The following is a 6,915-nucleotide window of genomic DNA, read 5'->3' on the forward strand; positions in this document are numbered from 1 at the left end:
CTCGGTCCTCCTGAAATACCGCGGCGTCTTTGTTGGGGCGGCTTTGCCACCCAGCGCGGGGCAAGCCCGCTCACTACAAAGTTCGGTCGCGGCAGGTTCTCTTAACTGACTGGCATTAGGGCTTGCTCCCTCCCACAGTTGCTTTTCGTTCTTTCGGTTATTTAGCTTTGTCTTCGCGCCCGCGCAACAGGCGGTTGGGCATTGCAATCGCCGCCGCCAACCCCAGCAGCGACACCGCCGCACTCACCATCAGCAGATGTCGGAACGTCACCGCCAGCTCCCCGCGCAGGGCATCCTGCGCCGGGCCTGGCGCGGCGTTCAGGCCGTCGAGCAGCACGTTGCCGGAACTGCCCTCGGTAACCAACGCACCGCTGGCCAGGTGGGCAAAGCTGGAATCCTGCAACAGCGCCAGCAGCAGCGCCGACATACACGCCACCCCCACCGCCCCGCCCAATGAGCGGAACAGGTTGGTAGTGCTGGTAGCGACGCCAATATCACGCTGCTCAACGGAATTTTGTGTGCCGACCAGGGACGTCGGGAACTGCATGCCGGCAGCGATGCCGCACAGCAGCATGAAAATCGCCGTCAGTCCGACCGCCTGCGGTGCACTGTAGGCCATGCCCAGAATGGCGAACGGGCTCAACAGCGCGCCGGTGAGAATCATCGGTTTATAACGGCCGGTCACCGAGGTCATGCGCCCGGCAAAGTAGGCGCCCATCGGTAAGCCCATGGCCAACGGCAGCAGATGCAAGGCGGCGCTGTCGGCACCCGAGCCAGTCACCGTCTGATAACGCAGGGGCATCAACACCGTCAGGGAAATCGCCTGGAAGCTGGTGAAGAAAATCGTGCACCAGCACAGCACCGCGCTACGGTTGGCGAACAGGTGCATGGGCAATAACGGCTCGCGCGCCCGGCGTTCGTGCCACACAAACGCGCTCAGCGCCACCCACGCACAGGCCAACAACCCCAATACCTGCTCATCACGCCAATGATGGCCCTGGCCGATTTCGGTGATGCCCAGCAGCAAGGCGGTCAGGCCGATGATCATCAGCACGGTGCCGAGGTAGTCGATGATCGGTTTGCGTTGCGGCACCGGCAGCCCCACCAGCGTGCGATGGGCCACATACCAGGCACCGGCGCCCAGGGGCAGGTTGATCAGGAACACCCAGCGCCAGGACAGATACTCGGTCATATAACCGCCCAACACCGGCCCGGCCACGCTGGCCACCGCGTACATACTGCTGAAATAGCCCTGGTAACGTCCGCGCTCACGAGGCGGGATGATGTCGCCGATAATCGCCTGGCTCACGGAAATCATGCCGCCGGCGCCGATACCCTGGAGAATCCGCGCCAGCACCAGTTGCTCCATGCTTTGCGCCATGCCACAGAACAGCGAGGCCAAGGTGAACACGCCCATGCCGATCAGCATCATCGGTCGCCGCCCGTACAGGTCGCCGAGCTTGCCGTAGATCGGCACCGCCACCGTCATCGCGACCATATAGCCGGAGATCACCCAGGCCAGCAGGTTGACGTCATGGAATTGCGCGGAGATGGCCGGCATCGATACGGCGACGATGGTTTGGTCCAGTGCGCCAAGGAAAATCGCCATCATCAATGCGACAAGCACACTGCGTACGGCGGGGACGGATGGGGCGGGCTGATTCAGGTAAGTCACGGCGCAACCTTCGAGCAGAGCCCGCGAGGCAGGAAAGGCCTGCGGGAATGCTCGATACGATAGCAGGCTACTCGATAGCTTCGTAAGGAAGTCCGACGTAATTTTCCGCGATGGTTTGACGCCCCGCCTGCGAGTGGATGAAGTATTCCAGCTCACTCTGTGCAATCCGCTGGCTGAAGCCGTCCGCTTCCGGAAACTGATGCAGCATTGAGGTCATCCACCAGGAAAACCGTTCGGCCTTCCAGACGCGACGCAAGCAGATCGCGGAATACTTCTCCAACAGGTCCACCCGCCCTTCGCGATACACCTTGAGCAAGATCCGATACAGCGTACTTACATCGCTGGCCGCCAGGTTCAAGCCCTTGGCGCCGGTGGGGGGCACGATGTGCGCGGCATCCCCGAGCAGGAACAGGCGCCCGTACTGCATCGGTTCCACCACGAAGCTGCGCAGGGGCGCGATGCTTTTCTCGATCGACGGGCCGGTGACCAACCGTTGCGCAAGCGGGCCAGGCAGGCGGGTTTTCAGTTCGTCCCAGAAGCGCTCGTCCGGCCAGGCTTCCAGCGACTCGTCCACCGGCACTTGCAGGTAATAGCGACTGCGGGTCTTGGAGCGCATGCTGCACAGGGCAAAGCCGCGCGCGTGCTTGGCGTACACCAGTTCAGCATGAATCGGCGGCGTGTCGGCCAGGATGCCCAGCCAGCCGAAGGGGTAGACCCGTTCGAAAACGCTCAGCGACTCGGCCGGGATCGACTGCCGGGCCACGCCGTGGAAGCCGTCGCAACCGGCAACGTAGTCGCACTCCAGGCGAAAGGTTTCACCCTGGTGCTCGAAGGTCACCCAGGGACGCTCAGTTTTCAGATCATGGGCCTGCACATTGGACGCTTCGTACAACGTCACGGCGCCAGCAGCGGCGCGGGCAGCCATGAGGTCGCGGGTGACCTCGGTCTGGCCGTAGATCATGACCGATTGGCCGCCGGTCAAGGTCTTGAGGTCGATGTGGGTCAACTCGCCATCGAGTGCCAGCTCGAAACCATCATGCACCAGCCCTTCGGCGTCCATACGTCGGCTGACGCCTGCTTCGCGCAGCAGGTCGACCATGCCCTGCTCCAGCACCCCGGCGCGGATGCGGCCTTGCACGTAGTCGGCGCTCTGGCGCTCTAGGATGAGGGTTTGGATTCCGGCGTTGTGCAACAGCTGGCCGAGCAGCAATCCGGAAGGACCGGCGCCGATAATGGCGACTTGAGTCTTCAGCGTTTTCATTATTCTTATCACCTGCTGGCTTCACCCGAACTGATCAAGTGAAAGAGTTGTCATTGGTCTTGTGGCTGACATTTTTCACTTGAGCGGGCAGCATAAGAAGGTGAGAACTGCCACAAAACCTGCGCTTTTTGCCAATTTGGGCGATTACCGCACCACTGTCCTGAGTATCGGATTGAAACCATGACCAAAACCGCGATTCCGGTCTTCAAGCTTTATGGGGAAAGCCAGCAATGGCCTACGCCCGATTTGTTGCACTGCGAAACCATTTCCCGAAGGAGTCGGGAATACCAGTGGGAAATCCAGCCCCACCGGCACGCGGATCTGTGCCAGTTGCTCTATGTACACAAAGGCCAGGCGCACCTGGAAATCGAAGGCCAGCACACCACACTCGACGAAGCCACCCTGCAGGTGCTGCCGCCGTTATGCGTACACGGGTTTCGGTTTTCAGAAGATGTGGAAGGCTACGTGGTGACACTGTCGGCACCGCTGGTCAGCCACTTGCAGACGCAGTTGGGCAGTACGGCCGGCGGCCTGCAGACCTTGGGCAATTATCCGGCCGGCAAGGACAGCGACTACCTCAACAGCCAGTTCGCACGTTTGCAGGACGAGTACGCCGATGATCAGCCGGCACGGGACATGATGATGCATGCCCTGGTCAGCGTGCTGCTGGTGTGGATCAGCCGCCAGGCCATCCAGCGTCGCCACCCACGGCCGCCCCGTGGCCGCGAGTATTTCCGCCGTTTCACCCAGTTGATCGAACAGCACTACCGCGAGCATCCCAAGATCGAAGACCTGGCTCACAAGCTGGGCATCTCGGTCTCGCACCTGAACGGGACGTGTCGGGAGCTGGGCGGCCAACCGGCCTTGCAGATCATGCACGACCGCCAGTTGCTGGAAGCCAAGCGCCTGCTGACCTACACCAGCATGACCATCAATGAAATGTCGGAGGTGTTGGGGTTTTCCGACCCAACGAATTTCTCTCGGCTGTTTCGCCGACGGGTCGGGTTCTCGCCCAAGGCGTTTCGCGAGCAATTGAAGGCCGGGCAGCCTACCTGAGCGCGCTGAAACTGCCGGTGCGGGGAACGCATTGGTCCTGATGACAACCGATCGCGAATGCCGCCGGCTGCATGCGTGTCTGTTCAACGCGGTAGGCGGCAGTCCCGTACAGCGCAGTGGCAAATGCGCTGAGGGTGAAAATCATCAGGTACTTTCTGGTTTTGATGCTCATGGCACAGACCTCTGAACGGATCTACACAGTGCTGTTTTAAGCATAGGTCAGCCGGAGCGACTTGCCATTATCGGGCGTCATTCAATCGGTTTATATCCGCTCAAAGACCTTTGTCCCACAAAGGCTCTTCCGGAAACCTGAGCACAAGGAAATCCAGCAGGCTACGCAGCGCCAGGGACATGTGTTTACGCGAGGCATACACCGCATAAACATTCATTTGCTGAGGCTCGGCCTCCGGTAGCAAACGGATCAGTTCACCACTACGGATGTAGTCCCCCGCCTGATAGCTGGGCAGCCGCGCCACACCAGCCCCTGCCAATGTCACCCGTAACAATGTCGTTGCCTCATTGGCGGTGATATTGCCTTGCACTGCCACCGACACCGGTTCTGCATTCTCGGTGAAGTGCCAGAGACTTTTGCCGAAGTAAGAGTGCGTCAGGCAATTGTGCTGTACCAGGTCTTGCACCTGACGAGGGTGTGGATGTTCGCGCAGATATGCTGGCGAGGCGCAGATGACCGAACGGCAGAGCGTCAGCTTGCGGGCGATCAGGCTGGGGTCCAGTTCGAGACTGGTGCGAATGGCCAGGTCGATACGTTCATCCACCAAGTTCACCGTACGATCAAGCATTTGCAGGTCGATACTCACTAACGGGTACTGCTTGACGTACTCGGCCACGGCATCCGCCAACTGTGCCTGGCCGAACGAACTACTGACACTGAGCCGCAACTGGCCACGCGGCGCTTCGTCCGGCTCACTGACGGCAGCCTGCATGTCGTTGCACAACTCCAGCATCTGGCGGCACCGAGGCAGCGTTTCGATACCGGCGGCGGTCAGGCTCAGCTTGCGTGTGGTGCGGTGCAGCAGGCGCGCACCGACCCAGTCTTCCAGCTCGGCCAAATAGCGCGAGACCACCGGACGCGACAGATCCAGATGGTCGGCGGCGGCCGATTGACTGCCCAAGTCGACCACTGTCACAAACACGCGCATTGCTTGAAGACGATCCATGATTTGCCCGATTTTAGAAACAAACTATGTCCAAGCATCGCATTTTTTGTTGCGTTTGGTGCAACTAAGCTCTGTACACCCCTTACCGATGGCAGGAGCTGCCCGATGTTCTCGACCTTCAAACGCCTGACCCTGGCCACCGCCGCCCTGGCCTTCGCAGCCCACGCGGCAGCGGCAGAGCTGAAACTCGACGTGTACAACCCAGGCGAAGCCGCGATCTTCCCGGTCAGCTCGGTGCTGGTCAGCGGTGCCAACGACGCGATCCTGGTGGATGCGCAATTCGGCAAAGGCCAGGCCGAGCAACTGGTGCAGAAAATCCGCGCCAGCGGCAAGCACCTGACCACCATCTACATCAGCCACGGCGACCCGGACTACTACTTCGGCCTCGATACCCTGACCGCAGCGTTCCCGGACGCCAAGGTACTGGCACCGCAACCGGTGGTTGACCACATCAAGGCCACCGTGGCCGGCAAACTGGACTTCTGGGGCCCGAAAATGGGCGCCGACAAACCGGCCAAAACCCTCGTGCCGCAAGTGCTTGAAGGCCACAGCCTGACCCTTGAAGGCGAGCAACTGGAGATCGTCGGCCTGGACGGCCCGCAACCGGATCGCAGCTTTGTGTGGATCCCGTCGATCAAGGCCGTCGTCGGCGGTGTGGTCGTGGCCGAAAACATCCACCTGTGGATGGCCGACACCCAGAGCGCGCAGTCCCACAAAGATTGGCTGGCAACGCTGCAACGTATCGAACAACTGAAACCGCGCACGGTGATTCCAGGCCACTACCTGGGCAGCCCATCGCTCAAATCCGTGGCGTTTACCGCCGACTACATCAAAGCCTTCGATATCGAGACCGCCAAGGCCAAGGACTCCGCTGCCCTGATCGCAGCCATGAAGAAGCGTTACCCGACCCTCGCCGATGAAAGTTCGCTGGAACTGAGCGCCAAAGTCGCCAAGGGCGAAATGAAGTGGTGATTGGTTTTAAACCCTGACCGTACTGGAGAATGTCATGAGCAAGATTGCAATCATTGGTGCCACCGGCCGTGCCGGTAGCCAACTGCTGGAAGAAGCGCTGCGCCGTGGGCATACCGTCACCGCCATCGCCCGTAATACCGACAAACTGACGGCACGCCCAGGCGTGACCGCCAAGCAAGTCGACGCCCTGGATGCCGACGCCCTGCAACAGGCCGTGAGCGGCCATGATGTGGTGATCAGTGCCGCACACTTTTCCACCCTGCCCGCCAGTGCGGTGATCGGCCCGGTGAAAAAGGTCGGGGTGAAACGCCTGCTGGTGGTGGGCGGTGCCGGTTCGTTGCTGCTGCCAGGTGGCAGCCGTGTGATCGACAGCCCGGGCTTCCCAGCCGAATACAAGGCGGAAGCCAGTGCGGGCGCGCAGTTTCTCGATACGCTGCGTCAGGAGAAGGAACTGGACTGGACATTCCTGTCGCCATCGGCGGAGTTCGTGGAAACCGAGCGTACCGGGAAATTCCGTTTGGGCCAGGATGATTTGCTGGTGAGCAGCGAAGGCCGCAGTTGGATCAGCTTCGCTGACTTTGCGATCGCGTTGATCGACGAAGTTGAATCACCGAAGCACTCCCGCCAGCGCTTCACCGTCGGCTACTGATCGTACGCCTTGTAGTGAGCGGGCTTGCCCCGCGCTGGGGGTGTAGAACCGTAGACATCGTTTACATCTGAAACCGGGGACATCGTTTACACATTTGAAGCTTGGACGCGAGTCATTCCCCGTC

7 protein-coding genes are annotated in these 6,915 nt (G+C 60.7%); 3 read left to right on the forward strand and 4 right to left on the reverse strand.

The window, feature by feature from the left end:
- Positions 1–157: 157 nt before the first annotated feature.
- Both C9383_RS01210 and pobA read right to left on the reverse strand, forming a co-directional pair.
- On the reverse strand, positions 158–1,675 hold the full coding sequence (locus C9383_RS01210; RefSeq protein WP_090366196.1) for an MDR family MFS transporter: 1,518 nt from the start codon (positions 1,673–1,675) through the stop codon (positions 158–160).
- A gap of 67 nt (positions 1,676–1,742) precedes the next feature.
- Entirely contained in the window at positions 1,743–2,927 is a 1,185-nt protein-coding gene (gene pobA / locus C9383_RS01215) for a 4-hydroxybenzoate 3-monooxygenase (protein ID WP_174554043.1), read from the reverse strand.
- A 189-nt stretch (positions 2,928–3,116) separates the two neighbouring features.
- Between pobA and C9383_RS01220 the strand changes: the two genes are divergently transcribed.
- Positions 3,117–3,992 carry a helix-turn-helix domain-containing protein gene (locus C9383_RS01220; protein ID WP_090366198.1) on the forward strand — a complete coding sequence of 292 codons (876 nt, stop codon included), beginning with the start codon at positions 3,117–3,119 and terminating at the stop codon, positions 3,990–3,992.
- Here the strand turns inward: C9383_RS01220 and C9383_RS01225 are convergent.
- Together C9383_RS01225 and C9383_RS01230 are read right to left on the reverse strand one after the other, a co-directional pair.
- Positions 3,985–4,164 (reverse strand): hypothetical protein, encoded by a 180-nt coding sequence (locus C9383_RS01225; RefSeq protein WP_060753685.1) that lies wholly within the window; start codon positions 4,162–4,164, stop codon positions 3,985–3,987. The genes C9383_RS01220 and C9383_RS01225 overlap by 8 nt on opposite strands.
- A 100-nt stretch (positions 4,165–4,264) precedes the next feature.
- On the reverse strand, positions 4,265–5,170 hold the full coding sequence (locus tag C9383_RS01230) for a LysR family transcriptional regulator (RefSeq protein ID WP_060753686.1): 906 nt from the start codon (positions 5,168–5,170) through the stop codon (positions 4,265–4,267).
- Between the two features lie 105 nt (positions 5,171–5,275).
- On the opposite strand from C9383_RS01230, the gene C9383_RS01235 reads away from it, so the two are divergent.
- A complete protein-coding gene (locus C9383_RS01235) occupies positions 5,276–6,142 on the forward strand; it encodes an MBL fold metallo-hydrolase (RefSeq protein WP_060753687.1) in 867 nt (288 codons plus the stop codon).
- Between the two features lie 34 nt (positions 6,143–6,176).
- A complete protein-coding gene (locus C9383_RS01240; RefSeq protein WP_090366199.1) occupies positions 6,177–6,791 on the forward strand; it encodes an NAD(P)-dependent oxidoreductase in 615 nt (204 codons plus the stop codon).
- The last annotated feature ends 124 nt before the right edge of the window (positions 6,792–6,915 follow it).

The organism is Pseudomonas palleroniana (genome assembly GCF_003031675.1).
In the GTDB taxonomy this organism is placed as follows: domain Bacteria; phylum Pseudomonadota; class Gammaproteobacteria; order Pseudomonadales; family Pseudomonadaceae; genus Aquipseudomonas; species Aquipseudomonas palleroniana.

Coding starts and splice junctions, on each gene's coding strand:
- C9383_RS01220 (WP_090366198.1), top strand. CDS start 3,117: ATGACCAAAACCGCGATTCCGGTCTTCAAGCTTTATGGGGAAAGCCAG.
- C9383_RS01240 (WP_090366199.1), top strand. CDS start 6,177: ATGAGCAAGATTGCAATCATTGGTGCCACCGGCCGTGCCGGTAGCCAA.
- C9383_RS01225 (WP_060753685.1), bottom strand. CDS start 4,164: ATGAGCATCAAAACCAGAAAGTACCTGATGATTTTCACCCTCAGCGCA.
- C9383_RS01230 (WP_060753686.1), bottom strand. CDS start 5,170: ATGGATCGTCTTCAAGCAATGCGCGTGTTTGTGACAGTGGTCGACTTG.
- C9383_RS01235 (WP_060753687.1), top strand. CDS start 5,276: ATGTTCTCGACCTTCAAACGCCTGACCCTGGCCACCGCCGCCCTGGCC.